Raw genomic sequence first — 332 nt, forward strand, 5'->3', positions numbered from 1 at the left:
TTCTCCATCTGGCTCTGCACCGACGGCAGCGCCAGCGCTAATGCCTCTTTAATGGCGTGCACGTCCGGCGCGCAGTTCAGCTTCGCGGCAATCACCGCCAGCTGCCCGGCGTCGTGGTGCGCCAGCAGGCTTTCCAGCGCGGTCAGCGCCATACCCGCTTCCGGGATGTTGGAGAGCAGCCCGCCGAAGCCAATTGGCAGCAGCAGTAACGGCTCGAACTTCTTCGCAATCGCCAGCCACAGCAGCAGCAGGCTCACCAGCAGCATGATGGCCTGGCCTGCGCCAAGGTGCATCAGCCCCATGCCCTGAAGCAGGGCGTTCAGACTTTCCAT

At 63.9% G+C, this 332-nt stretch carries 1 protein-coding gene; it reads right to left on the minus strand.

The genetic code is table 11. The features are described 5' to 3' along the window. Positions 1-332, minus strand: a 332-nt coding sequence (locus tag ACLJZ5_RS22110) for a sodium ion-translocating decarboxylase subunit beta (protein ID WP_024139927.1), incomplete at its 3' end; no start/stop codon positions are given.

It is taken from the genome of Salmonella sp. 5800, from assembly GCF_046558195.1.
Classification (GTDB): Bacteria; Pseudomonadota; Gammaproteobacteria; order Enterobacterales; family Enterobacteriaceae; genus Salmonella; species Salmonella enterica.